General features: G+C 71.0%; 21 protein-coding genes. 8 read left to right on the top strand and 13 right to left on the bottom strand.

Annotated elements, in window-relative coordinates:
* Window positions 1–478: 478 nt before the first annotated feature.
* Window positions 479–4,207, top strand: coding sequence for a YobI family P-loop NTPase (locus QMF98_RS03010; protein WP_337974595.1), 3,729 nt, complete (start codon window positions 479–481; stop codon window positions 4,205–4,207).
* A gap of 199 nt (window positions 4,208–4,406) precedes the next feature.
* On the opposite strand, the gene helR is transcribed toward QMF98_RS03010, so the two are convergent.
* From helR to QMF98_RS02995, 3 genes are all read right to left on the bottom strand, one after another.
* Window positions 4,407–6,572: an RNA polymerase recycling motor ATPase HelR gene (gene helR, locus QMF98_RS03005; RefSeq protein ID WP_337974594.1), complete on the bottom strand. Its 2,166-nt coding sequence runs from the start codon at window positions 6,570–6,572 to the stop codon at window positions 4,407–4,409.
* A gap of 143 nt (window positions 6,573–6,715) precedes the next feature.
* Complete coding sequence (locus QMF98_RS03000) at window positions 6,716–7,963, bottom strand: MFS transporter (protein WP_337974593.1); 1,248 nt, start codon at window positions 7,961–7,963, stop codon at window positions 6,716–6,718.
* Complete coding sequence (locus QMF98_RS02995) at window positions 7,960–8,679, bottom strand: SDR family oxidoreductase (RefSeq protein ID WP_337974592.1); 720 nt, start codon at window positions 8,677–8,679, stop codon at window positions 7,960–7,962. Before QMF98_RS02995 ends, QMF98_RS03000 begins: the two co-directional genes overlap by 4 nt.
* Before the next feature lie 75 nt (window positions 8,680–8,754).
* Between QMF98_RS02995 and QMF98_RS02990 the strand changes: the two genes are divergently transcribed.
* Window positions 8,755–9,198, top strand: a complete 444-nt coding sequence (locus tag QMF98_RS02990; protein ID WP_337974591.1) for a winged helix-turn-helix transcriptional regulator — start codon at window positions 8,755–8,757, stop codon at window positions 9,196–9,198.
* A 119-nt stretch (window positions 9,199–9,317) separates the two neighbouring features.
* Here QMF98_RS02990 and QMF98_RS02985 read toward each other — a convergent pair whose 3' ends face one another.
* The 4 genes from QMF98_RS02985 to QMF98_RS02970 are packed head-to-tail and all read right to left on the bottom strand — an operon-like array spanning window position 9,318 to window position 11,731.
* Complete coding sequence (locus tag QMF98_RS02985; RefSeq protein WP_337974590.1) at window positions 9,318–10,073, bottom strand: hypothetical protein; 756 nt, start codon at window positions 10,071–10,073, stop codon at window positions 9,318–9,320.
* Window positions 10,070–11,077: a helix-turn-helix domain-containing protein gene (locus QMF98_RS02980; RefSeq protein WP_337974589.1), complete on the bottom strand. Its 1,008-nt coding sequence runs from the start codon at window positions 11,075–11,077 to the stop codon at window positions 10,070–10,072. The genes QMF98_RS02985 and QMF98_RS02980 overlap by 4 nt, the downstream gene beginning before the upstream one ends.
* Window positions 11,078–11,135: 58 nt before the next feature.
* Window positions 11,136–11,528, bottom strand: a complete 393-nt coding sequence (locus QMF98_RS02975) for a type II toxin-antitoxin system death-on-curing family toxin (protein WP_337974588.1) — start codon at window positions 11,526–11,528, stop codon at window positions 11,136–11,138.
* Entirely contained in the window at window positions 11,525–11,731 is a 207-nt protein-coding gene (locus QMF98_RS02970) for a hypothetical protein (RefSeq protein ID WP_337974587.1), read from the bottom strand. The genes QMF98_RS02975 and QMF98_RS02970 overlap by 4 nt, the downstream gene beginning before the upstream one ends.
* Window positions 11,732–11,987: 256 nt before the next feature.
* Here QMF98_RS02970 and QMF98_RS02965 point away from each other — a divergent pair, with 256 nt between their 5' ends.
* The 6 genes from QMF98_RS02965 (at window position 11,988) to QMF98_RS02940 (ending at window position 18,401) form a co-directional block, all read left to right on the top strand.
* Window positions 11,988–13,583 carry a Na+/H+ antiporter gene (locus QMF98_RS02965; protein ID WP_337974586.1) on the top strand — a complete coding sequence of 532 codons (1,596 nt, stop codon included), beginning with the start codon at window positions 11,988–11,990 and terminating at the stop codon, window positions 13,581–13,583.
* A gap of 109 nt (window positions 13,584–13,692) precedes the next feature.
* Entirely contained in the window at window positions 13,693–13,914 is a 222-nt protein-coding gene (locus tag QMF98_RS02960; RefSeq protein ID WP_263732249.1) for a hypothetical protein, read from the top strand.
* Window positions 13,915–13,945: 31 nt separating this feature from the next.
* Complete coding sequence (locus tag QMF98_RS02955) at window positions 13,946–14,929, top strand: DUF6976 family protein (protein WP_337974585.1); 984 nt, start codon at window positions 13,946–13,948, stop codon at window positions 14,927–14,929.
* 68 nt (window positions 14,930–14,997) lie between these two features.
* Window positions 14,998–15,621: an ArsR/SmtB family transcription factor gene (locus tag QMF98_RS02950; RefSeq protein ID WP_337974584.1), complete on the top strand. Its 624-nt coding sequence runs from the start codon at window positions 14,998–15,000 to the stop codon at window positions 15,619–15,621.
* Complete coding sequence (locus QMF98_RS02945) at window positions 15,618–16,961, top strand: MFS transporter (RefSeq protein ID WP_337974583.1); 1,344 nt, start codon at window positions 15,618–15,620, stop codon at window positions 16,959–16,961. The genes QMF98_RS02950 and QMF98_RS02945 overlap by 4 nt, the downstream gene beginning before the upstream one ends.
* Before the next feature lie 129 nt (window positions 16,962–17,090).
* A complete protein-coding gene (locus tag QMF98_RS02940) occupies window positions 17,091–18,401 on the top strand; it encodes a glycoside hydrolase family 6 protein (RefSeq protein ID WP_337974582.1) in 1,311 nt (436 codons plus the stop codon).
* A gap of 71 nt (window positions 18,402–18,472) precedes the next feature.
* Here QMF98_RS02940 and QMF98_RS02935 read toward each other — a convergent pair whose 3' ends face one another.
* Genes QMF98_RS02935 through QMF98_RS02910 form a run of 6 tightly spaced genes read right to left on the bottom strand, consistent with a single transcriptional unit; the run spans window position 18,473 to window position 24,399 of the window.
* On the bottom strand, window positions 18,473–19,489 hold the full coding sequence (locus tag QMF98_RS02935) for a type I phosphomannose isomerase catalytic subunit (protein ID WP_337974581.1): 1,017 nt from the start codon (window positions 19,487–19,489) through the stop codon (window positions 18,473–18,475).
* Complete coding sequence (locus QMF98_RS02930) at window positions 19,486–20,508, bottom strand: DUF4432 family protein (RefSeq protein ID WP_337974580.1); 1,023 nt, start codon at window positions 20,506–20,508, stop codon at window positions 19,486–19,488. Before QMF98_RS02930 ends, QMF98_RS02935 begins: the two co-directional genes overlap by 4 nt.
* A complete protein-coding gene (locus QMF98_RS02925) occupies window positions 20,505–21,689 on the bottom strand; it encodes an ADP-dependent glucokinase/phosphofructokinase (RefSeq protein WP_337974579.1) in 1,185 nt (394 codons plus the stop codon). The genes QMF98_RS02930 and QMF98_RS02925 overlap by 4 nt, the downstream gene beginning before the upstream one ends.
* Window positions 21,690–21,703: 14 nt before the next feature.
* On the bottom strand, window positions 21,704–22,564 hold the full coding sequence (locus tag QMF98_RS02920) for a ketose-bisphosphate aldolase (protein ID WP_337974578.1): 861 nt from the start codon (window positions 22,562–22,564) through the stop codon (window positions 21,704–21,706).
* A 40-nt stretch (window positions 22,565–22,604) separates the two neighbouring features.
* The gene (locus QMF98_RS02915) at window positions 22,605–23,450 is read right to left on the bottom strand and encodes a carbohydrate ABC transporter permease (RefSeq protein WP_337974577.1); all 846 of its coding nucleotides are present in this window, start codon (window positions 23,448–23,450) and stop codon (window positions 22,605–22,607) included.
* Window position 23,451: 1 nt separating this feature from the next.
* Window positions 23,452–24,399 carry a carbohydrate ABC transporter permease gene (locus tag QMF98_RS02910; protein WP_337974576.1) on the bottom strand — a complete coding sequence of 316 codons (948 nt, stop codon included), beginning with the start codon at window positions 24,397–24,399 and terminating at the stop codon, window positions 23,452–23,454.
* Between the last annotated feature and the right edge of the window lie 75 nt (window positions 24,400–24,474).

Below are 24,474 nucleotides of genomic sequence, written 5' to 3'. Positions count from 1 at the left end.
AGCTGCTGCGTCGCCCGGGTCATCGCCACGTACCGAGCACACGGGCGGGCGGGGTCGCCGCGAGCCGGGCGACGACTAAGCCCCACACCACTGCGGGATCGCCTATAGGACGTTCACTCGTGCCACAACTCTCGAGGCGGCGGATCTTCAGTCCTTCACCCCCGAGGATGGCGCGGGCGACCAGTCCGGCTATCGCGGGCAACAGATGGCGCCGCCGTCTCGCGACCTAGGGCTTCGTCGCCAATAGCATCGTTCGGTGCCCGCCAAACCGAGGGACCCCTCAGCCCGGTCAGCTGAAAACACCCACCTCATCGACGTCGCAGCCCAACGCCTGCGGCGCCTGGCGTTCCGGCGCGACGTCGGTCGTCGGAGCAGTAGCCCGAATAGTCATGCGATACCCGTCCGCAAGCCGGCCCGGGCGGGGAACACTATGCCCCTGGTATCGCTGGCACCAAGGTTCCAACCCGAGCACCACCAGGTGTACCTCGACCTGTTGGAGCGAGCCCTGCGACAGCCGGACACGCGCAGCATCGCGCTCACCGGTTCCTACGGCTCAGGCAAGTCGAGCGTCCTACACGCGTTGGGCCGGTCGTACTGGGATCGCCGGTTCCCGTGGTGGCACCGACGCCGCGTAATCGAACTGTCGCTGTCGACGCTCGACCCGCGGATGTCGCCAGACGTGCCGGCGGAGAACCCCGCGGAGCGAGAGAGGAGCAACCGGATCCAGAAGGAGCTCGTCAAGCAACTGCTCTACCGGCTTCCCCCGCGGCGCACACCCAACTCTCGGTTCCCGAGGGCGACGACGCCTTCGTTGTCGGGCCTGGCGGTTGTCGGCATCCTGGCCTTATTGGCACTGGGGTGGGCCGCGACCGCCCTGGCGGGGTGGCAGCGCAAATTCGACCAGCGCCTGACCGAACTCCGTTGGTCGCCCCCCTTATTCTGGGGCGGCGTCGCTATTGGCCTGCTGATTCTCGCACTGGCTGCTTGGAGGGTAATTGCCGGCCGGTACGCCCTGCAGACCGGGCTCAAGGCGGGGGTTCTGTCAGTCAGCCTTGAGCCACGCTCGTCCAGCTACTTCGATCAGTACCTGGACGAGATTGTCTACTTCTTCCAGGTCTCCAAGACCGATGTCGTGCTTATCGAGGACGTCGATCGGTTCGACGATGCCATCGTGTTCGACACACTGCGCGCGCTCAAGTCACTGGTGAACAACTCCGGACAGGTAGGACGACGAGTAGTATTTGTGTACGCGATACGCGATTCCGTTCTCGGGCTGGTGGGCGCCCCAACGGACGACGCTTGGACGAAGGCCGGCACCATGGACGACGCCTCCGCCCATCCGCCCGGGGCAACCACAAGTGCCATGACGCAACTTGACCGGGCAAACCGGGCGAAGCACTTCGACGTGATTATCCCGATCGTCCCCTTTGTCACTGCTGACAACGCCCGCGATTTGATGATGGAGGTCATGGCACCGCACGTGGCGGACGCTAAGGACAAGCCCGGGATCTCGCCAGCGCTTATCCGCGTGGCTTCTCGGCACGTCGCCGATATGCGGACCCTCTTGTCGCTCCGCAATGAGTACGAGGTCCACTACGACCGGCTGGTGACCTCCGCCAGCCAGACGATGCCCGGGATCTCGCCGGACATCGTGTTCAGCCTGGTCCTACTACGCGCCACGAGCCCGGAAACGTACGAGAACATCCGCTTGGCGTCCAGCCCACTGGACGACCTGACCCGCCGGTGGCTCACACTCGTTGAGCACAACGTCGCGGTACAGACCGAAGCACTCACCAACCTGGCCACCCAACTGGAGAACGGTCAATCGAGCGAGAGCCGCGCAGCGCTGGCGGGGAGGAAACTCCATAAGCTGCGCTCGGAGCTGCTTGGCATGTCCATTGGATTGACAGCTCGAGAAGTGGAATTCATCGGACCAGTGACGGAGACGGACCTGGGAGCACTGGGGGGCTGGCAGCAGATCGCAAACGGAACGCAGCTTGTGGTCAACTTGTGGTCCGGAACAGACCCCTACGGGCGACGAGCTGGCCTGCAACAAATCCTGCTTGGACCACAAGTGCTCACGCGCCTCCTCGGTATGCCGATCGACCCGCAGACATGGCACGACCTCGACCTCGCCGACCTCAATGACAAGATCGACGACACCCGTGAAGAAATCACCTTCCTGCGTCACCACACTTGGAAGCAGCTCTGCGGCCGAACCGACCTGACGATCAAATCCGAGGGCACCGAACCGGTCGGGAAGAACGGCGAAGTCGACTTCAAGGACCTCGTGAAGACATACGCGCCGACGACACTGGTCGTGGAACTGATCGAGCACGGGTACCTACCACGTCATTTCGCCCGGTACGCTTCGATGTTCTACGGCACCGACGTCGGGCTAAACGCCGCCGAGTACATCGCCCGCGCTATCGAGCCGGGAACGCCCATCCTCGAGTTCGAACTCGATCCGACCGATGTCAACCAGATCCTGCGCGAGCAGGGAGCCGACAACGACGACAGCGATCACCTGTTCGATGAACCGGCAATCTACAACCTCGACATCATCCGTTACCTGCTGGACCACCGACCCGGCGCCGCCAAAAGGGTCGCTGCGCATCTTGCGGAAAGATGGGGTGAACAGGAGCAGACCCTTGTGGGACGGATCTTCGAGCGGGAGACGCCCGCGATGGCCGGCCAGCTCGCCGAGCTGATGGCGCCCACCTGGGTCCAGGCCATCGGGTACACGGCATTAGACGCCCCAGTGACGCCGCGGGCCCGCCTACACCTGGTCAACGCGGTCCTCGGCGCCATTGGCGCCGGCGAACGAGTTGATCTGGACATCGACGTGGCGCGCTACCTGTCCGAGCACGATGCCGACCTGGGCGCCGTCACCGACCCGCCGGACGAGGACCGGGCCGCCATCATCATGGCCACGTTCGCCGCTGCAGGTGCGACCGTCAGCGACCTGGGCAACCTCAACACGCAAGCGCTGGCAGCAGCCGCCCAGACCAGCGTCTACCCCATTAACGCAACCAACCTGGGCGCCCTGGGCGGGGCCACCCGCGTCGCACTAGACACCCTGCACTCAGAGTCGACCACCCTGCCCATCTACGAGCACGCGGTGAACCACCTGGATGCCTACCTCGAGGCGCTGACCCGGCTGAACCCCATAGGAACACCCGTCACGTCTCCCGGCCGGTTCGCCGACATCCTGAACGACATCGCAACCAAACCGCAGGCCGCCCTGCTCGACAAACTTGTTGCCGCCACATCTAGCAGTTGCCGGGTTCCAGACCTCGGACAGGTCCTAGTCGAGGTATGGCCGGCGCTGGTCGCCCAGCGGCGCACCGACCCAACCTTCGGCAACGTACAGCGCTACATCGCCGAGTACGACGTGGACGACGACCTCGGGACATTCCTGACCGAGCACGGCGCGATCGCAACTCCCGCAGGCACCCCGCAACCGGACCGCTTGACGATGGCCGCCCAGATTCTCGCCGCGCGCGACGCCATCGCCGACCCAGGCGTGAGGGTCGCCCTCGCGGCCTCGGTCACCCCCGGCCTACTCCCGATAGGTCACGTCGCCCACGAAGACGCCGACCTGATCGGGCCGCTTCTGAGAATTGGCCTGCTCGCTGACGAGCCGGCCACCTTCGACCCGGGGCGCGTGGGCCGCTGGGAAGACTTCGAGGACGCCGTAGCCGCCTCGGAGAACTTCGGCATGTTTGCGGACTCCACCACGATGCCCGCCCAACGCCTGGCGCCGGTCCTCAGCAGCCGCAGAATACCCGAGACTACGAAGGCCGCCCTGGTTGCGAGGCTGCCATTGCTCGTCTCGAGCGCCACATCCAGCCAGGCTACGGCGATCGCTGACGTTCTAGCTCGCCGATGCGATGTGCTCGATCTGCCACGTCTGCAAGCCCTACTTCGCGCGGGGGCCTCAAACTCGGCCCTCGCGCGGGTGATCGCGGCACAGGTCCAGACACTCTCAATCGACGATCTGAGGCAGATTCTGATGCTTATGGGTGGCGACTACGCAAGGGTCTCGAGCGGGCATCGGGGGGGCACCGTGCGCTTCCCGATCGACGCCGCCCACAGGGCATTGCTGAGCCGCCTGGAGGGGGTGACGCACTCCGGCGCGAAGGTGGTTACCACGAAATCCCATGGCACGAACCTTGAGGCAACTCTCCACCAGCCTCGAGCCTGAGCGGATGGACCGCGCCAGCGCACCTGGTGAATGGAAGTCAAGCCAGGGGCAGCTGCAGCAGTTTCCTGTACTAGAGGGGTCGTACCCAATTCGAACGATGCTCGTCGGAGCAGTCTCGGTTGTTGTGCGCGGGCACGCGCAACGGCCGGGCACGCTGATTCGACACCAGTTCCGTCCAAGACTGCGGCCGTGTCGCCGGTCACGACGTCAGCACCACCAGCTGCTGCGTCGCCCGGGTCATCGCCACGTACCGGTCCACGGCGCCCTCGACGCCGTCGCCGAACCGGTCCGGGTCCACCAGCACCACCAGGTCGAACTCCAGCCCCTTGGCCGGCACCGGCGTCAGCCACCGCACCCGCGGCCCGGCCTCGAAGGACAGCCCAGCCCCGATCACGCACGCCACCCCCTCGTCGTGCACCGCCAGCCACTCAGCCAGGACCGACTCCAGCGAAGCCACAGACCCCCGCACCACCGGCACCCCCGACTCCCGCACGGAGACCGGCACGTTCGCGTCCGGGATCGCCGCGCGGATCACCGGCTCCGCCTCGGCCATCACCTCCTGCGGCGTGCGGTAGTTGATGCTCAGCGTCGACTCCCGAACCGACCCCAGCCCCACCCGCTCCAGCCGCTCGCGCCACGACTCGGTGAACCCGTGCCTGGCCTGCGCCCGGTCCCCCACCACCGTCAGGCTGCGCGACGGGCAGCGGGCCAGCAGCATCTGCCACTCCGCCTCGGTCAGCTCCTGCGCCTCGTCCACCACGATGTGCGCGAACGGGCCCGCGAGCGCGTCGGCGTCGGCATCCGGCAGCGCGGCCTCGTCGTCCAGCGCGTTCTTCAGGTCCGCGCCCTTGAGCATCGACATCACCTGCATCTCGGAGTCGTCGGCGGCGATCAGGTGCTCCGTGACGCGGGCGCGCTCCTCGCGTTCGGCGGCGAGCAGGGCGTCCCGTTCATGACGACGCCGCGACGCCTGCGGGTCACCGAGCCGGCGCCGGGCGGCGTCCAGCAGCGGCAGGTCGGCGACGGTCCACGCCTGGGCGTCGGCACGCTGCAGCGCCCTGATCTCATCGGGCGACAGCCACGGCGCGCACAGCCGCAGGTAGGCGGGCACGGTCCACAGGTCGCCCACCACGTCGGTGGGCTCCAGCAGCGGCCACGCGCGGCGGAAGGTGGAGACGAGCTCCCGGTCCTGACGCATCGCGCGCGCGACGTCGTCGGGCGCCACCTCGTCGAGCCGGTCGGCGACGATCGCCACCAGCTGCTCCCAGATCTCGTCGCGCGCCTCGTTGTGCGGGGTGCCGGGGTCGGCGGCGTCGAACGCCTCGGCCCAGTCCTCCGGCCCCAGCCGCACGTCCGCCCACGGCGTCTCCACCGTGAACGCCCCCGTCGGCGGGCGCTCGTAGAAGGCGACGGCCGGCTCGACGGCCCGCACCATCGCCGCCGACGACTTCAGCCGCGCGACCAGGGGATCCACCTCCGCGGCGGCGTCGGCACCCTCGGGCAGCAGGTCGCGCAGCGTGCACGTGCGCACGCCCTCCTCGCCGAGGCTGGGCAGCACGTCCTCGACGTAGGCGAGGTACGGCTGGTGCGGCCCGACGAACAGCACGCCGCCGTGGTGCTGCCCCACGCGGCTGTCCGAGTAGAGCAGGTAGGCGGTGCGGTGCAGCGCCACCACCGTCTTGCCGGTACCAGGACCGCCGTCCACCACCAGCGTGCCGGCCGAGCCCGCGCGGATGATCGCGTCCTGGTCGGCGGCGATGGTGCTCAGCACGTCCCGCATCCGCGCCGACCGGCTCGCGCCGAGGCTGGCGATGAACGCCGACTCGTCGTCGGGCGCGGCCTGCCCGTCCAGCGCGGCCGCCCCGGACTCCCCGTCGCGGTCCGCGAGCACCTCGTCCCAGTAGTCACTGATCCGCCCGCCGGTCCACCGGTACCGACGACGGCTGACCAGGCCCATCGGGTCCGCGCGCGTCGCGCCGAAGTACGGCTCGGCCGCCGGCGACCGCCAGTCGACCAGCAGCTGCCGCCCCTGCTGGTCGGTCAGCCCCAGGCGTCCGACGAAGACGGGCTCGCCGCCGCCCGTCGGCACCATGCGACCGAGGCAGAGGTCGATGCCGTACTGCCGCAGCACGCGCAGGCGTGCCGAGAGGTGGTGGATCTGCTGGTCCCGCTCGACGGCCTCCTGGCCGAGGGTCGCCGGGAGGCGGCGCTGCTCCTCGAGGCGGGTCTCGAGGTCGGTGCGCTGGCGGTCGAGCTCGGTGGCGATGGCGGCGAAGTGGCGGTCGTCCGCCGCCGTTCGGGCGGAGGACGCCTTGGCGGCGAGGCGGTCGGGCAGGGCGAAGGCGGAGGTCAGGGACTGGGTCACGGCATGGGCTCCCGGGGCGTCGGGCTGGGTGCGCGGGCCGGTCGGGCTCCGCGGCCGGACATCGTCCGCCCTGGTGGGGGCCTTGCGGCAAGACCCCCTGTGCTCTATATGTTGAAAGTGGCAAGAGGGCGATCGAGCGCCCGCTAGCCGACTCCCCCGTCCGGCACCGTCTGGACGACGCGCGCGTTGCCCGGGGTCGCGTGCAGCACCAGGGCCAGCACCACGAGCAGCAGCACCGCGGCGCTCCCCGCCGCCAGGCCCGTCGGCAGGCTGTGCGCCGTCGAGATCGCACCGACGGCCAGCGCGCTGGCGGCCTGCATCCCGTAGGCGAACAGGTACGCGGTCGACGTGGCAGCAGCCCGGTGGTGAGGCGGTCCCGCGGCGATCACCGCCGAGATGCCGGCGGAGAACAGCAGCCCGTACCCCGCTCCCCCGACGGCGGAGGCGCCGACCAGCATCCACAGTTGGCGCACGTCGCCGGACGCGATCATCAGCGTCTGCCCGCACGCCACCGCGACGGCTCCGCCGATCAGCGCCGACCTCGGGTTCAGGTCGCGCGCGACGATGGCGACTGCGCCGATGGCCACCGCCGACGCCGCCAGCACCAGGCCGGTGACGGTCGCGTCCGTCGAACCGACCACGTCCCGCGCGTACTGCGCACCGACCCCGAGGTACACCGCGCCCAGGCAGTAGGCGGCGGAGATGGCGAGGGCCCCGGCGAGGAAGCCCCGCCGCGGTCGAGGGACGACCACGGGCTGGAACCGCCAGCGCGGTGCGGCTGCCGGGCGGTCGTCGGGCAGCCGCCCGACCAGCACCAGGACCGCGACGATCGCCACCACCAGCACCTCGAAGGGCAGCTGACGCGGGCGCGGCCAGTCCTGGACGGCCGCGCCGCCGAGCACCAGCGCTGTGACCAGGCCGATCGACGAGGCGACGGTGACCACCGCGCCGCCGTGCCCGCGCCGCCCCGGCCCCCCGTCGTCCCCGCGCCCGGCGAGCCCACGCTCCCGCTCCGCCGACCGACCCGCCTCCACCGTCGCCGCCCCGAGCGACGCCCCGACGCCGAGGCCCATCAGCGCACGCCCCGCCACGAGCGCGCCCAGACCGGGGGCGACCGCGAGCGCCAGGGCGCCGAGCCCGAGCAGCACGAGCCCGACGAGCATCGCCCGGCGCCCGCCGACGATGTCCGAGAGGTTCCCCAGCACCAGCAGCGCGAGGATCATCGCCGCCGGGTAGGTGGCGAACGCGACCGTCGTCTCCAGGGTGCTCAGGTGCCACGCCGAGATGTAGAGCGGGTAGACGAGAGTCGGCGCGGCCGACGCCCACAGCGCCAGCATCACCACGGCCGCCCCGGCGATGCGGGCGGAGGCCCGCCGTCGGGACGCGCTCACCGGCCGCCCGCCGCGAGCGCACCCAGCTGCGGGTACAGCGCCTCGACCGGTCCGGACAGTGCCGCCCGCACGTCACGGCTGACCTGGTCGACCAGCGCCTCCGGCTCGCCGGCCTCCACCGCGTCCCAGATCGCCGCCACCACGTCGGCCGGGTCGTTCTTCTCCACGTCCAGCCCGGCGATCATCGGCGTGTCCGTGTAGCCGAGGTGCGCGCCCACCACCTGGGTGCCCTGAGAGGCGAGCTCCAACCGCAACGAGCCGGTCAGCGACCACAGGGCAGCCTTCGACGCCGAGTAGCCGCCCGCGATCGCGAGCCAGCTGAGCACCGACAGCACGTCGACCAGCGCACCTCCGCCGTTGCGCGCGAGCGTGGGCGCGAACGCCTTGGCCACGCGGAGCGCTCCGAAGACGTTGGTGGCGAACACGCGCTCGACCTCGGCGACCGGCGATGCCAGCAGAGACCCGGCGCCGTGGACCCCCGCGTTGTTCACGACGACCGTCACGTCGGTGGCGGCCAGCGCCGCCGCGGCGACGCTCGCCTCGTCCGTCACGTCGAGCCGCAGCGGCACCACGCGCACGTCGTCCCACTGCTGCGGGGACCGAGCCGAGGCGTAGACCTTGCCGGCGCCGCGCGCCAGGGCCTGCGCGACGAACTCCCGTCCGAGCCCGCCCTGCGCCCCCGTCACCAGAACGACCGAACCTTCGAGCTGTGCCATGGTTCCTCCTCGCTAGGTTGGAGAAGTGAACCTAACATGCTGAGTCGGAGATGTGGACCGAGGTAGGCTCAGGACGTGCTCGGGATCCTCGGGGGCGACGCACGGTGCCCCATCGCTCGTTCGCTGGACGTGCTCGGTGAGAAGTGGACGCTGATGGTGGTCCGCGACGCCCTCGCCGGCGCCACGCGGTTCTCGCAGTTCCAGGCGTCGCTGGGTGTGCCGCGAGACGTGCTGGCCGAGCGCCTCGACACGCTGGTGCAGGCCGGGGTGCTGATCCGCCGGCCGTACAAGCCGGAGTCGGGACGCACCCGCGACGAGTACGTCCTCACCCCGGCGGGTCACGAGCTGTCGCTGGTGCTCATGGCCCTGGGCGACTGGGCGAACCGCAACCGCCCGTCGACCGAGCTGTCGAACCTGGAGTTCGTCGAGGCGGCGACCGGCGAGCGCGTCAGGCCCACGGCGATGGCCGGTGAGCGTCCCGTGGCGACGGCGGACGTGACGGTGCGCCGGCACGACTGAGCGCGCGTCGGCTGTGCGCTGAACAGCCCTCCGGCCAGGACGTATGCCACCAGCAGGACGATCATGCTGACGCGCACGTCTGCCCCCTAGCGCCCAAGACCTGCAGCTCACCCGCGACGCTAGCGGGGCGGCGCGGGAACGAGCTTGCGAACCAGCAGGCGAATCCGGGCAGCAGCCGGGCCGACGTGCCCGGACGGCCGGGCGGAGCCGAAGAACTGGTGCAGCACCGCAGCCGCGTCTCGCGACTCGGAGTTGGTGGGCCAGTCGTCCACTCTGCGCCCCGCCTCGTTCGACGCCTCCAGAAGGCGATGAATGTCTGTCGCGTCCTGCGTGCCGAACCGTCCGCGGTACGCCAGCGCCTTCATCACCAGGGCGGCTGTGACGTCGGGCAGCAGCAGCCGCGTAGACAGCTCGGTCCCGTCTGTTAGGACCGCGGTCACGTCCACCGGCGTGGCCGGCCGTCCGAGGGCGGTGAGCAGGCCCGGGACCTCGTCGACGACCAGCTCGCCATGTGCCTGGTTGGGCAACAGACGACCGACGTAGGACGGCGTCAGCACGTCGATCACCAGGGTGTGCGACCCGGTCGCGCGCTCGAGGCGGTTGCCCTGGACCTGGGCATAGCCCGCCGACAGCAGCGCCGGAAGGAACCGCCGGTCCCCGCACGTCTCGACCGAGACGCCGAGGTCCGCATCGGCTGTCTCGCGCTGAGGGGCGAGGCCGTCGGCACCATGCGCGTGGACGAGCAGCGTGACGGCCAGCCCGCCGATGAGCCGGTACTGCACGCCAAGGCCGGCAGTGATCGTGTGAATGTCGGCCGCCGCAAGCCAGCCTGCATCCGTGGCGCGGGACGTCGACGCGAGGACGAGGTGGCTCACGCGACCACGGCCCGGGCGCGCAGCAGCACGTCGCGCAGGTGGTCGGCCGCTGCGGTGTCACCGTCCTGCGCCAGCGTGAGCCACGTGCGCCACGGATCCGCCAGACGCAGACCCGCACGGTCCTGGCCGCCCAGGAGAGCCTTGGGGTCCTCCGGCACGGCGGTCACGACGGTGGCCTGCTCAACGGGCACGGACGTGCAGCCGGCCGCGCTCAGGTCCGTGAGCGACTCCACGAGGATCGTCGAGCGCGTGGGACGCGCCCACGGCGCGTACTCGTCGGCCGCGACCTGGCCGGTCACTGCGAACCGAACGCCCTGGTCATCAAGAAGGCGCACAACCGCCCTGGTCGCAGGCACGGGGTCCTCCAGCGAGAGCCAGCCCGCTTCGGTGGTGGGCCCCGGATAGGCAGAGGCCAGCCAGCTCAAGAGGTCGGTGGGCTCGCTCACCGTCCAGCCTGCCTGCCTGTTGACGACGAACGGCGCGAGCTGTGCGCGGAGCGCCTGCGACACCCGAGGCTGGCTGAGACCGAGCTGTTCGGCAAGCGCGCGTTGCGTCCGAGGGGCTCCGTCGGACAGCAGGGCGAACGCGAGCGCGAACATCCCCCACGGCTCCTTGCCAGGACGCTTCGGCGCCGTGGCGGGCCGCGTTTCCGCCACTGTGAGCGCGGTACGGATCTGGTGCGCCGTGCCCGTCGCGTCGATCAACGTTCCCCGCGCCGAGCCGTTCTCGGGCACCACCAGCACGGAGACGCCAGCAGCCGCAGCCGTGGCGACGGCGTTCTCGGTTGCTGCCCGAGTCAGGACGAGAGCACGGACCTCGACCGTAGAGGCCGCAAATCGGTGCACGCGGGACGGGGACAGCACGTCGACCGTCCTGATGTCGTACTCGGTCGCAGGGAGCTCGGGACCTGAGAGCACGATGTCCGCGACGTGACCCGCGCGTCGCGGACCGAGCTCGATCCCATGACTCTCGGCAAGCGCGGCCCAGATGTCGCTGATAAGCATCGACAGACCTCCTCTGACAATGCTTATACTCTAGCGCGGGGAGCCCGCTCCGACTGCCTCAGCGCACGTCGCGCGAGTGGCAGCGGTCTGCGAGCCAGGCTGCGGTCTTGTCGAGCTCGAGCCGCCGCCCACCCGCCACGTCGCGGATGAAGCAGTCGCCCTCGGCAGGATCCACGTGCAGGTTCAGCCCGTTGAGCTGGTACAGCAGCATGACGAGAAGGATCGACAGCCGCTTGTTGCCGTCGAGCAACGGATGCGAGCAGTTGATGCCGTCGAGCAGCGCCGCGGCCTTCAGGTGAATGCTCGGGTACGCCTCCTCGCCCCAGACGACCACCGCCGGCCGCGCGACGGCGGACGCCAACGCACCGGCGTCGCGGATGTGCAGCCCCAGCTGGTCGCAGATGTCCTGGGCGTCAGCGAGTTCCGGGTACTCGACCGGACCGCCTGTCACTTGGAAAGCCGGTCCAGCAGCTCACGGTTCTGCTCGATCAGACCGCCGATGATCCTCGACCTCTCCGTGCGGCGACCGGTGGCGGCAGCGCGGTCGCGAATCGCCAGGACGGTGACGTCGTTCATGGAGCGATGCTCGAGCTGCGCCTGCTCACGCAGGACGGCCAGCGTCTCGTCGTCGAGCCGCAGCGTCAGGGTCGGCATGTGGGGCTCCTCGTCTCCGGCCGGCTGGTAGGGCGTCGCCGGGTAGTGTCACTGTGCAGCCATAGTAGCTTCAGTGTGACGCCATGCAGCGCTTCGGAAGCGATGGAGCCTCCGCCCCACTTCCGGTCATGACTGCTGAATGCCTGTACGTCAGCCCGGTTCACCAGGGAAGATGTCCCCTCGACGACGAGTCGGCCCGCACGGCCGCTCGTCGTTCGTCGTCCCGCCCGTCGTCGCGACCCCCGGGAGGCCCCGCATGATCGCCCTCGAGCTGCTCGTGGTGCTCGGCGCCGTCATCGTGCTCGGCACGGCCGTCGCTCGTCGTACCCGCGTCGCGCCGCCCGTCGTGCTGCTGCTGATCGGCGTCGCGCTCGGCACCGTGCCCGCGCTGCGGGCCGTGCACCTGCCGCCGCAGCTGATGCTGCTGGTGTTCCTGCCGGCGCTCCTGTACTGGGAGTCGCTGACCGTGTCCGTCCGGGAGATCCGGGCCAACCTGCGCGGGATCGTGCTCTCGTCCACGCTGCTGGTGGTGCTGACGGCCTGGGCCGTGGCGGCCGTCGCGCACACGCTCGGGGTGCCGTGGGGGCCCGCGTGGGTGCTCGGCGCGGCGGTGGCGCCGACGGACGCGACCGCCGTCGGCGCGATGGCACGCACCCTGCCGCGGCGCACCGTCACCGTGCTGCGCGCCGAGTCCCTGGTGAACGACGGCACCGCGCTGGTGCTCTACGGCGTCGCGGTCGGCGTGACGGTCGGGTCCGAGCATCTCGCCGCCGGGCACGTCGCGGGGCTGTTCGCGTTGGCGTACCTCGGGGGGATCGCCGTCGGCGCGCTGGTCGCCTGGCTCGGCGTGCAGGGCCACCGACGGGTCGGCGACCCGTTGCTGGGCAACACCCTGACGGTGCTGATCCCGTTCAGCGCCTACCTGCTAGCGGAGCTGGTGCACGCCTCCGGCGTGCTGGCGGTGGTGGTGTGCGGGCTGGTGATGAGCCAGGTGGGGCCGCGGATCGACGGTGCGCAGAGCCGGTCGCAGAGCACGGCGTTCTGGACGTTGACGACGTTCCTGGTCAACGGCGCGCTGTTCGTGCTGATCGGCATCGAGGCGCACTCGGCGGTGCGCAGCCTGGTGTCCACCGACCTGGTGACGGCTCTCGTCGTCGGCGCCGGCGTGTACGTGGTGATCCTGGTGTCGCGGTTCGTCTTCCTGGTCGCCTCCGCCTACACGATCCGCGCGATCGACCGGCGGCCCTCGCAGCGGCTGCGCCGGGTCACCAACCGGTCGCGGGTGGTCAGCACCGTCGCCGGGTTCCGTGGCGCGGTGTCGCTGGCCGCGGTGCTGGCGGTCCCGACGACGACGGCCTCCGGGGCGCCGTTCCCGGACCGCGACCTGCTGGTGTTCGTCACCGCCGGCGTCGTCGCCACCACGCTCGTCGTCCAGGGCCTGGCCCTCCCCCTCGTCTCCCGCTGGGCGCGGATGCGCCCCGACGACGACGCCCAGGCCGCCGAACGGTTGCTCGCCGACCGCACCGCCACCGAGGAGGCCCTGTCCGCGATCGCCGAGGTGGCCACCGAGCTGGGCATCGACCGGGAGGTGGCCGACCGGGTGCGCACCGAGTACTTCGAGCACCTGCTGCTGCTGATGGCGCGCGGCGCACCGGGGCCGGAGGCCGAGCCGGCCGTTCGGCGGGAGTCGCAGGACGCCGCGCTGCGGCGGGCGCTGCTGGGCCGCAAGCGGGCGACGGTCGTGCGGCTGCGCGACGAGCGGGCGATCGACGACACGGTGCTGCGACAGGTGCAGGCGCGCCTCGACATCGAGGAGCTGCGGCTGGAGCGGGAGCAGCTGGCCCTGGACTGAGCCGGCACCCGGGCGAACGCCTACGGGCGGACCCCCGGCTGCCGATGGTCTGGGCGAAGGCTCGCCAACGGAGACGAGCCGCTCGGAACCTCGTGAGGAGGACCTCCACATGCCAGTGCCAGCGCGCCAGGACCCGAGGTGGCAAGCGCTCGTCGAGCACCCTGAGGCCCACACGTACAGCTTTCTCGCCCTGCGCATCCTGATGCAGCGCATCGCGCGCAACTCGCCTCTCGCCCCGGCCGCCCGCGCCGCGGCGATCGAGGAGGTGCAGGCGCTCTTCACCAAGAACGAGCGGCTGGTCGCAGCCGACATCCAGTCCATCTTCGGCTGACCCGCCAGCCCCTCATCCGCAAGGAGAGACCATGCCAGGAAAGCTGCTCACCGTCGCCGAGGCCTCCGAAGCGATCACCGCAGGCGCGGCCGTGCTCGTCGCCGGCGACGAGTCGCTGCTGCGCCAGCTGCCGCAGGGCCGGTGGATCGGTGGGACCATCCCCTACTTCATGACCGACGCCGGCGGCCAGGTCAACCGCGAGCTCGTCTACGTCGACACCCTGCCCGAGCAGGTCACGGACGTCCGCGTGCGCAGCTGCTCCGCGGCCGAGCTCGACGGCCTCACGTCCGACGCGTTCGACAACGGGTTCAGCGTGATCATCGTCCCGGCCGGCAGCCCCGCCCACAGCCGGTACGCCGCCGAGGCGCCGGAGCTGCCCGGGCTGTTCGACCGCCCGGTGGTCGGCTGGGTCTCCGGCGTGCACCTCGACGACCTGGGTACCGCGAGCGCCAAGGTGTTCGCCGGCTCGGGCACGGACCTCAGCGGCGACGACGCCGTGGTGCTGCACGCAGCCCTGCCCGACGGGGTGCTGGCCAGCGCCGAGATCGTCAACCTGTTCCGGCAGGGCGACGGCGCCACGCTGACGTTCGACTCGACCGGGTTCTCGCAGGACAAGGTGCTGGTGGACGGCGTGCCCCGGGTGTTCTCGGAGTACCTGCAGGAGATCGGCCACGACGTGCGGCTGCCGCTGGTGGCGGACTACTTCGGGGCGATGATCAACGTCTCGTTCCAGTCCGTGCCCGACGACGGCGGCACGGTGGACCTGTACGCGCCGGTGTTCTCCGGCATCGAGTACAAGCTCGCGGCGCCCATCGGCGACTACGTGGGCGACTTCGTCTCGCACCTGCCGGCGAGCTCGGTGACGCCCGCCTTCTCCTGCAACTGCATCCTGAACTTCCTGTACTCGGAGCTGGAGGGGAAGCGGACCGGCGACATCGTCGGGCCCATCACCTTCGGCGAGATCGCCTACCAGCTGCTCAACCAGACGCTGGTGTACCTGGAGCTGCACGACTGACGTCCGTGCTGCACAGGATCTATGCACACATGTTGTGCATAGATCCTGTGCAGACGTACCGTGCGGGTATGGCCCCTGCTGCGCAGACCCCGCCGACCCCGCAGACCCCGCAGACCCCGCAGACCACGTTCCACCTGGACGCCGCGGCACTGAAGGTGCTCGCCCACCCCCTGCGCTCCCGCCTGCTGTCCGCCCTGCGCCGCGGCGGCCCGGCCACCGCGACCGACCTGGCCACCGCACTGGCCACCAACACCGGCGCGACCTCGTACCACCTGCGCAAGCTCGAGTCGGTCGGGCTCGTGGCGGACACCGGCGAGGGCGAGGGCAAGCGGCGGCTGTGGCGGGCGGCGACCGACGCCCACGAGTGGAACGCCAGCGACTTCGCCGGCGACGAGGACGCGCAGACGGCGCTCGGCTGGCTGGTGCGCGACTACAGCCGGCACCTCGGGCAGCAGTTCGAGCGGTGGCTCGACGTCGAGGCGGACTGGCCGCTGCCCTGGCGGGACGCCGCCGGGCTCAGCGACCAGCTGATCGTGGCGACGGCGGAGCAGGCGCAGGCGCTCAAGACGGAGCTCGAGCAGCTGCTGGCCCGGTACCGGCAGGTCGGTGCGGGACATCCCGACGCCCGGCGCCTGGCCGTGTACACGGTGCTGTTCCCGGTGGACCTCGACGAGCGTCCGGACGACGCGTGACGGGCGCCGGTGCCACCCGCCAGCACCCCGCGGTGACGGCCGCCACCGCCCGCCGCACCGTGCTGCTGCTGACCGCCACCCGCTGGTTCCCGGTCGGGCTGACCATCGGGGTCACCACGCTGCTGACCCTGCAGCGCGGCATGAGCGTCGCCCAGCTGGGCGTGATCCTGTCGATGCAGGGGTTCGTGGTGCTGGGCCTGGAGCTGCCGACGGGTGGGCTGGCCGACGCCGTCGGGCGGCGTCCGGTGCTGCTGGCCGCCTCGTTGGTGGGGGTCGCCTCGGGGCTCGTCTTCATCAACGCCAGCACGTTCGGCGCCTTCGTCGTCGCCCTGGCCCTGCAGGGCGTGTTCCGCGCGCTCGACTCCGGTCCGCTGGAGGCCTGGTACGTCGACAGCGCGCGCGCCGACGACCCCGACGTGCGGGTGGAACCGACGCTGGCGCACGCCGGCACCGTGCTGGGCGTGTCGATCGCGGTCGGTGCGCTGCTGTCCGGCGGGCTGGTCGCCTGGCACCCCGTCGCGTCGATGCCGGCGCTGGCGCTGCCGTACTGGCTGGCGCTGGGCTTCCAGGTGGTCAACGTGGTGGCCATCGCGGTGCGGATGCACGAGCAGCGGCCGCACGGCGTCGCCGCGGGCCGCCGGTCGCGCGTTCGAGACGCACTGCGGTCCGCCACCGGGGCCCCGCGCACCGTGCTGAGCGGCCTCCGCGTGATGGCCGCGTCCCCGGTGCTGCGCGCGCTGGTGCTGGTCGAGGTGTTCTGGGCGACGGCGATGATCGGGTTCGAGACCCTGTTCCCCGTCCGGCTGTCCGAGCTGGCGGGCGGTCAGACGAGGGCCGGTGCGCTGATGGGTCCGGTCTCCGCCGCCGCGTGGGGGCTGTTCGCGGTCGGCTCGGCGCTGGCGGCACGGGCCAGCCGGCGGATCGGCGTCGCCTGGACGGCCCTGCTGGCGCGGGTGCTCAACGGCGCGCTGGTGGTGCTCATGGGGCTGATGGCGGGGCCGGTCGGCCTGGTCACGGCGTTCCTGCTGACCTACACCGTGCACGGTGCCGCCGGGCCGATGCACTCCACGCTGCTGCACCGGGAGGCCGGTGCGGGCACCCGCACCACTGTGCTGTCGATGAACTCGATGGTGTCCGGCGGTGCGTACACGCTGGGCCTGCTGGTGCTGGGCCCGCTGGCGGAGCACGCCGGCACGCCCACGGCCATCGTCGTCGCCGGGGCCTTCAGCATCGTCGGCGCCGCCCTCTACCGGCCGGCCCTCCGGCACGAGCGCACGGTTCCCGAGGCTGCGGTCGACCCTGTCACCGCCACCATCACCGAGCCGTCACCGAGGGGTTGACAGCGCTCCCACAGCCCACGACCGTTGCACGCACAGCCGGCGCTGCAGGCACCCGCCCACCGGTTGCGACGACGGAGTCCACCGCCCGGCGCACCGACGCGTCGGCCTCAGCAGTGTGGGAGCGTTCTCATGGTCCGACCAGCACGGAAGCTCGTCTCTCTGGCGGCAGCCGCCGCCCTCGTCCTGCTCACCGCCGGGGCCGCCGACGCCCACGGCCTGCCCGGTGCACCGGGCAACCCCCTGCAGCCGGGCGCCCGGCTGTTCGTCAACCCCCACAGCACCACGGTCGACGCGATGCACCACCTCACCGGCACCGCCCGCGCCGACGCGCGCACGCTCGCCGGCTACCCCAGCGCCACCTGGTTCACCGGCGGCACGCCGCGAGGCGTGCAGAACGACGTCGCCAAGGTGGTCCGCGAGGCCGCCAAGCAGCGGAGCGTGCCCGTGCTCGTCGCCTACTACCTGCCCAACCGCGACTGCGGCCAGTACTCCGCGGGCGGCGCCCAGAGCACCGCCCAGTACGAGGCGTGGATCGACGGGCTGGCCCGTGGCATCGGCAACGCGCCCGCCGCCGTGATCCTCGAGCCCGACGGCCTGGGCCTGATCCCCAACTACGTGAGCCGCCTCGACGGCTCGTCCAACTGCTCCATCACGGGCGCCGACCCGGCCGACCGGTTCACCCAGCTGAACTACGCGGTCGACGCCCTCAAGGCGCACTCCCGCACGGCCGTCTACCTCGACGCGACGCACACCGCCTGGCAGAACGTCGGCGAGTCCGCCCAGCGGCTGCTGATGGCCGGCGTGCAGCGGGCCGACGGGTTCTTCGTCAACGCGTCCAACTACCAGCTCTCGCCGAACCTCGCCGCGTACGGGCGGTGGGTGTCCTCCTGCATCGCGCTGGCCGAGCGGGACAGCGCCGCCGACCCCACCGCGTACGCGTTCAACGACAACTGCGGCAACCAGTACCGGAACGGCGGTCCGGCCACCAGCTGGGCCGGCACCGGCATGGACAACGCGCAGGTGTGGCGCAACGAGCCGTACAGCGGCAACGCCGCCGACCTGGCGTGGAACACCGTCGGCATCGACTCCCGCTACGCCGCCGCGCTCGGCAGCACGCAGCCGACCACGCACTTCGTCATCGACACCAGCCGCAACGGGCAGGGTCCGTGGACCGGCGGGACTCAGTACTCGGACAAGCAGGACTGGTGCAACCCTCCGGGCCGCGGCCTCGGCATGGTCCCGACGACGAGCACCGGCACCCCGCTGCTCGACGCGTACCTGTGGATCAAGGTGCCCGGTGAGTCCGACGGTCAGTGCAGCCGCGGCACCGGCGGCACCACCGACCCGGAGTGGGGCGGCATCGTCGACCCCGCCGCGGGCGCGTGGTTCCCGGCGCAGGCGCACCAGCTGATCGCGTTGGCCAACCCGCCGCTGGCGTAGGCGCCGTTCGCGGCCCAGGACGGCCGACGGCCGCCGCTCCCCGTGCGCGGGAGGCGGCGGCCGTCGAGGCGTCAGCGTGCGGTGACGCCTCCCAGTGCCGCCGCCGGGGGTCGGCAGCGCAGCAGCTCCAGCTCGGCGGCACCCGACACCTCGATGGCGCCCGCCGAGTGCGGGACCAGCAGCGTCTGCCCTGGTCGCAGGGGTACGACGGAGCCGTCGTCTGCCCGCAGCGTCCCCTGACCGGCGACGACCACGACCACAGCGAACCCCGGCTCCCAGGTGACCGGCCCGCGGGAGCGCTCGGCGCGGAAGAACTCCCCGGCAGCGGGCAGCAGCGGCCCGACGGTCGCGGCGTCGGCACCGCGCAGCGCCTCGACGTCGGCGGCCGACCAGGCGCGCCGGTCGACGGCCGCGAGCGCCGTGCCGAAACCGAGCCCGAGGTGGCCGAGCGCGGCACCGTCGATGCGGAAGCCGGCCCACTCCATGAGGATCGACAGGTCGGTCGGCTCCTGGAGCTCCACCACGAAGGCGCCCTCGCCGATCGCGTGCGGCAGGCCGGCCGGCACCAGCACGGCGTCACCGGCTCGCAGCCGCAGCGTGTGCATCGCACCGAGCATCGCGGCGGTGTCCTGGTGCTGCACCCAGCCGGCCAGCTCGTCGTCGGACACGTCCCGGGCGAACGCGAGGTGCACGTCGGCCGGCTCGAGGGCGATCCACGCCTCCGTCTTGCCGTGCGCCAGCCCCAGGTGCGCCGCGGCGAACTCCCGGTCGGGGTGCGCGTGCACCGGCAGCCGCTCGCCCGCGTCGAGCAGCTTGACCAGCAGGGCGGTGTCCGACCCGAACCGCCGGACGTGCTCCTCGCCCAGCCACGCCTCGGGGTCGGCGGCGACGGCGTCCCGCAGCAGCCACCCGTCGGGCAAACGGCTCAGCCCGAGGTCACGTTCGCCGAACAGGGGGGTGACCGAGCCGACCCAGTCCTCCGGCACGTGGTCACCCTCGGCCGCGGCGCCTCGGAAGGCGCGGATCCGCGCACCCCCGGCGTAGAAGCGGTCCGCCGGCTGGTTCGCGACCAGCTCCACCACGGTCATCGGCCCTGGTCCTCCTGTCGAGGCTCGCCTCTCGGCACCGGGCGCAGCCCGACGCTGACCCCCGTCTGCCAGTCGGCGCCCGGTTCCAGCACGGGTGCGCCCGCTGCCCACCCGTCCCGCTCCGGCCCGAACAGGGGCGCGTTGGACGGTTCGACGCCCAGCACCCACGCCCGTTCGGCCGGCCAGGCCCAGGTGTTCAGCCGGGGCAGCGTGGCGACGGGCCACTCGACCACCACCTCGACGCCGGCGCCCGTGCCGGTCAGCACCGCGCTGGCCCGGTCACCCGTGGTGGTGGGCCCGCGATGCTCCGCGACCACCGGCTCCAGGCCGACGGCGGGGCTCGGCATCTCCAGCGGGTGCCGGCCCGCTGGCAACGGCTCGCGGGTGACGTGGTCGCGGTACGGCACCCGCAGCCGAGCGCCGGGCCGCAGCAGCGGCGCGCCGAGGTTGACGTGGTACAGCAGCGGGACGCCGACGGGCCGGTCGCCGACGTTGCGGACCACGTCGCGCACGTGCACCCACGGGGTCCCGGTGGGCACCACGACGTGGCGCTGGACGACGATGCGCGCACCGCCCAACGAGGTGTGCGCCACGCTGCCGCTGACGTGCACCTCGAGCGCCGAGGCGGTCCGCTCCCGCCACCACCGCACCTCGTAGGCGGACGTCAGGTGGTGGGTGCCGTGCTGACCGGACGCGCCCCGCGGCTCGCCGATGTTGTCCGGCCCGCAGGTGGCCAGCAGCCCGCCGCGGAACCGCTCCTCCCAGCCCCGTCCCGGGCCGGGGTCTACCGGGTTCGGCGACCGCCACGCCAGCGGCACGCCGCCCCACCACACGGGGCCGAGGTCCAGACCGCGGTCGGGCAGCACGTCCACGGCCAGCCCACCGGCCGCCCGCACCACGAGCACCCGCTCACCACCGGCGCGCGTCACCTCGTCGACCGAGGCGACCGCGTCCGGCAGCGACACCATCCCGCTGTCGAGCAGCGCCGCGGCGTCCACCGGCTCGGTCGGACCGCTCATCGCTGCACCACCGCCGCGATCAGGCCGCCGACGAAGGTGTCGCCCAGCCCGATCGTCGTCGGCCGCGGCACGTCCAGGTCGAGCGCCGGGACGACGCAGACCTCGTCGCCCAGCAGCGCCTCGAGCTCCGCCGCGAACCGGGCGCCGGCGGCGCTGACCGGCCCGGTGCCCACCACGTCGTAGTCCGCCGCGGTGAAGTCGTCGCCCAGTGCGTACCGGGCGCCCGCCATCGTCACGCCGCCGCGCAAGGCGTCCCGCCACTCGCGGCTGCGAGGCCCGTACGTCAGCGCCCAGCACCCGCTGTGCACCAGCAGCGTGCGGGCCGGCACCACCTGCTGCAGCGCCCGCAGGTGACCCACCATCGCGGGCGCGTCGAGCAGGTCCACCTGCTGCCCGACGTACGCCTGCATCTCGTCCTCGTTCATGCCGTACAGGTCCACCGCGTCCAGCAGCCGCTCGCGGACCAGAGCGCTGAGCGCCGGCACGTGGAAGCCGGCGTCCTCGTAGACCACCAGCGCACCGGCAGGTAGGTGCCGCAGGTGGCGCCGCAGGTCGTCCAGCCGCTCGGCGAGCATGTCCGCGTCGCGGATGGTGTTGAACCCCGAGACGAGGAACACGTCGGCCTCGGCCAGCACGGCACCCAGCTCCTCGCTGAGCAGCAGCTCCGCGTTCGGCGGGTCGTTGGTGTAGATCAGCCGGTTGGGCCGCGGCGCCCGCAGCAGGTCCGGCCCCAGCTTCACGGTGGCGCCGGCGGGGTACTGCACGATCAGGTGCGGGTCCGTCGAGTCGTGCTCGGCGCTGCACACGTACGCCACCTGCGCCGGCAGCAGCCGCCGCACGTGGTCGTCGATGCTGACCAGGTGCACCGTGCTCGGCAGGTCGAGCTTGGCCATCGCGAGAGCCGCCCGCACGCACGTCCCGCCGAGGGTGATGCGGGTGTCGAAGCGGGCCGCGAACTGCTCGACGACGGCGGAGGAGGCGACGTACCGCTCTCCCCCGCCGCCGTCGCGCAGGAACGCGAGGACCGTCCGCACCAGGTCGCGCTCCGAGCCGATCGGCAGCAGCCGGTCCAGCTCGTCGGTCGCGATCCCGTACGCCTCGGCGAGCGCCTGCACGGTCGGGTCGTCCCACCTGACCTCGTAGTCGACCGTGCCGCCGAGGCCCAGAACCGCGTTCTTCATGGCTCGGTACAACCTCAGAACAGCAGAGCCTTGCCGGCGGCGTCGAACAGGTCGATCTTCTGCGCCGCGGTGAGCTTCATGGCCTCGATGCTCGGCGGCTGGATCGTGTTCGGCTCGCGCACCGTCGGGTCGGCCAGCACCTCGCGCATCCTGCGGTGGTAGCTCGCCTTGATGTCGCTCGAGATGTTGATCTTGTTGATCCCCAGCTTCACGGCCTGCGCGATCTCGTCGTCCGGGTTGTTGGACCCGCCGTGCAGCACCAGCGGGACGCCCACCTTCGCCTTGATCGCCTGCAGCAGGTCGAGCTTGAGCGCCGGCTTCATCCAGTCCGGGTACAGGCCGTGGCAGGTGCCGATCGCGATCGCGAGGCTGTCCACGCCGGTCGCCTCGACGAACGCGACCGCGTCGTCCGGGTCGGTGTAGATGATCGTGTCCGAGCCGTCCTCCGCCTCGGCGTCCATCTTGCCGATGGTGCCCAGCTCGCCCTCGACGGACAGCCCGACGGCGTGCGCCGCCTCGACCACCTTGCGGGTGATCGCGACGTTCTCGTCGAACGGCAGGGCCGAGGCGTCGATCATCGTCGAGGTGAAGCCCGCCTGGATGCCGGTGAGCACCTGCTCGTAGGTGGCGCCGTGGTCCAGGTGGATCGCGACGGGGATGTGCGTGCGGTGCGCCGTGGCGATGATCGACGGCAGCAGGTCGACCCCGATGTGGCTGAGCTCGTCCGGGTGGATCGCGACGATCAGCGGCGCCTCCTTCTCCTCGCTGATCTCGACGATGCCCTTGTACATCGCCCAGTCGCTGATGTTGAACGCCGGGACCGCGAAGCTGTTCGCGTCCGCGACCGCCAGGATGTCCTTGCCACTCACCAACATGTTCGGTTCTCGCTTCCTTGTTTTTCGAACGGTCCGGCGGTCAGAGCTTCACGGCACCGGCGGTCATCCCGCCGATGAAGAAGCGCTGGAAGAAGAGGAAGAGCAGCAGCACCGGGACGGCGCCGAGCACGCTCATCGCCATCATCTGGTTCCACTCGTAGGAGTGCTGCCCCATGAGCAGCTGGATGCCGATCGGAACGGTCCGCATCTGGTTCGTCTTGGTCAGCGTGAGGGCGAACAGGTACTCGTTCCACGCGATCATGAACGTGTAGATGCCCACCGAGACGATTCCGGGGACGGCGATCGGCACGAGGATCCGCCACAGGGCGCCGAAACCGCTGGCCCCGTCGACCTTGCACGCCTCGTCCAGCTCACGCGGCAGCGTGTTGAAATAGCCGGTCAGCATGATGATCGCGTACGGCAGCGTGAACACCATGTACGTCAGGATCAGACCCTGGTAGGTGTTGTACATCTTCAGCGCCACGACCAGCCCGAAATAGGGGATCAGCAGCGTGATGGGCGGCACCGCCTGCACGCTGATCACCACCATGTTGAGCACCCGCTTGAACGGGAACTCGTACCGGCTGAACGCGTAGGCGGCCAGGATGCCGACCAGCAGGGTCAGTGCCGTGACGCTGAGGGCCACCACGTAGCTGTTGCCGAAGTACCGCAGCTTGGTCGGGTCGGTGAAGATCTCCTTGTACGCCTGCAGCGTGAAGCCGCTGACCAGCTTGGGTGGCGTGGCGAAGATCGCGACGTTCGGCTTGAACGAGTTCGACAGCATCCACAGCACCGGGAAGCCGGCGAACAGCCCGCCGACCACCAGGCCGAGGAGAAGGAACGCGCGCTGGGTGTTCTCCCGGCGGCGCTTGGCCGTGCTCGCCATGTCAGTCCCTCGCCTTCTGGTGCCGCACGTAGAAGAACGCGAGCGTCATCGACAGCAGCAGGATGATCACCGCGCTGGTGCTGGCCTGCGCGAACTGGTACCGGCTGAATGCGAGCTTGTAGGTGAACGTGCTCAGCATCTCGGTGACGTTGATGGGGCCGCCGCCGGTGGTCATCCAGATCAGCGCGAACTGCTGCGTGGTCCAGATGAAGTCCAGCAGCGCCATGCTGATGATGATCGGGCGCAGCTGCGGCAGCGTGACGCTGCGGAACTTCTGCAGCGGACCGGCACCGTCGACGGTCGCCGCCTCGTACAGCTCCTTGGGAATCCCCTGCAGACCGGCCAGCAGGCTGACCATGAAGAACGGGTACCCGGACCACACGTTGATGAAGGTCACCGCGTGCAGGGCGATCTCCGGTGACGCCAGCCACTCGACGTTCTTGTGGATCAGGCCCACGACGGTCAGCAGGTAGTTCACCACCCCGCTGGGGTCCAGCAGCATCCGCCACAGCACCGCGATGATCGCCACGGTGAACAGCCACGGGAGCACGTACACCATGCGGAACAGCGCCTTGGTGCGGTTGCCCAGCAGCGGGCTGTTCAGCATCATCGCGAAGCCCAGGCCGAGCAGCAGGTGCGCCACCACGCTCACACCGGTGAAGTACAGGGTGTTCTTCACCGCGGTGAAGAACACCGGGTTGGTGAGCACCTTCACGTAGTTCTTCAGGCCGACGAACACCGGGTTCGGGTTGGTGATGACGTTGTCCTGGAACGAGTAGCCGATCACCATCGCGATCGGCAGGAACATCAGGACGACCAGCAGCACGACGGTCGGTGCCAGGTACCCGTACGGCGTCAGCCGGCGCCGCAGCAGCGGCCAGTGCGCCCGGCGGCGGACCACCGGAGCGGCGTCCGGCACCGCGTGCGTCGTGTGCGTGAGTGCAGACAACTGGAGGACCTCCTTCGGTGCGGTCCGCACCGGGACTCGTGCCACGTTCCCGGTGCGGACCGCCACGTCGTCGAG

This window comes from Cellulomonas sp. NTE-D12 (assembly GCF_027923705.1).
Lineage (GTDB): Bacteria > Actinomycetota > Actinomycetes > Actinomycetales > Cellulomonadaceae > Cellulomonas.
Note: the sequence above shows the minus strand (reverse complement) of the source record. Positions and strands in the feature narration are given on the sequence as shown.

Bases quoted from the DNA above. Each gene is read 5' to 3' on its own strand.
- QMF98_RS02995 (WP_337974592.1), bottom strand. From the start codon at position 8,679: ATGGCACAGCTCGAAGGTTCGGTCGTTCTGGTGACGGGGGCGCAGGGC.
- QMF98_RS02980 (WP_337974589.1), bottom strand. From the start codon at position 11,077: ATGCTTATCAGCGACATCTGGGCCGCGCTTGCCGAGAGTCATGGGATC.
- QMF98_RS02970 (WP_337974587.1), bottom strand. From the start codon at position 11,731: ATGCCGACCCTGACGCTGCGGCTCGACGACGAGACGCTGGCCGTCCTG.
- QMF98_RS02965 (WP_337974586.1), top strand. From the start codon at position 11,988: ATGATCGCCCTCGAGCTGCTCGTGGTGCTCGGCGCCGTCATCGTGCTC.
- QMF98_RS02960 (WP_263732249.1), top strand. From the start codon at position 13,693: ATGCCAGTGCCAGCGCGCCAGGACCCGAGGTGGCAAGCGCTCGTCGAG.
- QMF98_RS02955 (WP_337974585.1), top strand. From the start codon at position 13,946: ATGCCAGGAAAGCTGCTCACCGTCGCCGAGGCCTCCGAAGCGATCACC.
- QMF98_RS02950 (WP_337974584.1), top strand. From the start codon at position 14,998: ATGGCCCCTGCTGCGCAGACCCCGCCGACCCCGCAGACCCCGCAGACC.
- QMF98_RS02940 (WP_337974582.1), top strand. From the start codon at position 17,091: ATGGTCCGACCAGCACGGAAGCTCGTCTCTCTGGCGGCAGCCGCCGCC.
- QMF98_RS02935 (WP_337974581.1), bottom strand. From the start codon at position 19,489: ATGACCGTGGTGGAGCTGGTCGCGAACCAGCCGGCGGACCGCTTCTAC.
- QMF98_RS02930 (WP_337974580.1), bottom strand. From the start codon at position 20,508: ATGAGCGGTCCGACCGAGCCGGTGGACGCCGCGGCGCTGCTCGACAGC.
- QMF98_RS02925 (WP_337974579.1), bottom strand. From the start codon at position 21,689: ATGAAGAACGCGGTTCTGGGCCTCGGCGGCACGGTCGACTACGAGGTC.
- QMF98_RS02920 (WP_337974578.1), bottom strand. From the start codon at position 22,564: ATGTTGGTGAGTGGCAAGGACATCCTGGCGGTCGCGGACGCGAACAGC.
- QMF98_RS02915 (WP_337974577.1), bottom strand. From the start codon at position 23,450: ATGGCGAGCACGGCCAAGCGCCGCCGGGAGAACACCCAGCGCGCGTTC.